This window comes from Serratia sp. (in: enterobacteria), assembly GCF_051654945.1.
Taxonomy (GTDB): domain Bacteria; phylum Pseudomonadota; class Gammaproteobacteria; order Enterobacterales; family Enterobacteriaceae; genus Chania.
This window is the reverse complement of record NZ_JBOFZA010000061.1, coordinates 1-1,895: the sequence shown is the minus strand read 5'-3', so window position 1 is coordinate 1,895 and position 1,895 is coordinate 1. Positions and strand designations below refer to the sequence as shown.

Genomic DNA, 1,895 nt, shown 5'->3' with positions numbered 1-1,895 from the left:
CCCCAAAACCCCAAAACCCCAAAACCCCAAAACCCCTTATATGACGATAATATAATCAGATGCACAATATAATACTAATCTATACAATATAGTATATGAATGAGACTGTGTATTTATTATAGATGTATTATTAAGAATTATACGAATCAGTTTATATTTCTATGTTTTTCTATACTTCTGGAACAGGATTTATTTTCTGTGGCTCATCTAAGTTTTGTGGAGCTTCTATTGATTTTTGTGCTTCTACTGAACTCTTTGCTACTTTATCTGCTCCATCACTTTTAAACATAGCCATGATCTGCTTCTTATTCTTTCCTTTAGTTTCATCAAGGCATAGTATGAAGAAAACAACTGAGGCTATCATGAATACAAGGAAGATTAAGAAAGTCCATCTGCCAATTCCAGAAAGCATGTAAGGGGTTGTAAGACTGATGATGATGGTGAAGACCCATGAGGAAGCTGCACCATATCCCATCCATTGTGATGGAAGAATTTCTGATATATAAGTCCAGCAGACAGGCCCATGAGAAATACCAAAGGAAGAAATAAAGATGAAAACTCCAATGTCGAAAACATAGCTAGCAGCAGTCATTCCTTCGGTTACTTCATTACTGTAGCCAATTGTTGCTAAGAGAAGTCCAAGACCACATCCAAAGCAACCAAGAACAAAGAGAATCTTTCTTCCAAATTTGTCTGAAGTAAACATTGAAATGATTGTGAAGACGAAGTTGAGAAGCATCACTATGAAGTTCAAAAGTGTTTTGACATCACCCTGATTGCCAAACATGGTTGGGGCGTAGAACATGACTGCATTGATACCAGTCAATTGTTGGATTGCTGGTAGTAGGATTCCAAACCAGAAGGCCTTCTTGTATGTTGAATATAGTGAGCCAGTCACTTCATGACCGCTACCACCTGTGCTTGTGCAATTTACTGCATTAGTCAATTCCTTGAATACTTCTTCTACCTCATTAGGATCGCTGTAGATGTGTTTTAAGGTGAGTTTAGCTGTTTCTTCATCACCCTTAGATAGGTAATGTACTGCGCTTTCATAACGATAGACAGTCAGTATTAGAATAACTTGGATTACTGATAGGAAGAAAGGTCCTGAATAGGCGAATCTCCATGATAAATGATCTCTTGCTTCATCATTGGTAAGAGTTGGAAGAGTTAAACCAATGATAGCAGCGACCAAACTGGCTATAGTAACACAGAGTTGATGGCAAGAACCGAATGTACCAGTAAGGTGTTTTGGAGAAATCTCATTGATATAGGGTGGAACTACACTGGAGTAGAGACCAACTGCGAATCCCATGAATAGTCTTCCGATACCAAAGATAGCGAGTGAAGAGCTTTTGTTGTTTCCATCAGGGTTGTGGATGATTGACATGAAGAGTGCTCCAATTAGGCAGAGGAAGGCTCCAATGAAAAGTACTAGTCTTTTACTTTTCTTTATGATAGGTCCAGAGGTAAGTGCTGTAATCATAGCTCCTACTGGAAGTAAAGTGGTTTGTACTGCAGACCAAAGATCATCATTGTTTTGATCATTTTCCCAATTGTAAAATTGCATGAACATATCATGAAAGACAGAGAACACGTTAATATTGAATCCAAAGTGAAGTGATCCAAACAATAAGGTAATTACATACCCTATTAGGTATATCATGTTTGTGCTTTTTAGCTGTGCCATTTATTTGTTGTATTTTATGTGCTATCCCATATATATGCCCGCTACTATATACAATTATTTTTATAGTAATCAGTATGGACTGATTCAATGTATTTTATATAGTGTAATTACACACAAATATATCTGTATGAATCTGTATATGCATTTATATGAATCAGTATAGGGGTTTTGGGGTTTTGGGGTTTTGGGGTTTTGGGGTTTTGGG

General features: G+C 37.0%; 1 protein-coding gene. It reads right to left on the bottom strand.

The window, feature by feature from the left end; genetic code table 11:
• Positions 1 to 169 precede the first annotated feature (169 nt).
• Positions 170 to 1,690 (bottom strand): sugar porter family MFS transporter, encoded by a 1,521-nt coding sequence (locus tag ACRDCA_RS08930; RefSeq protein WP_438689220.1) that lies wholly within the window; start codon positions 1,688 to 1,690, stop codon positions 170 to 172.
• Between the last annotated feature and the right edge of the window lie 205 nt (positions 1,691 to 1,895).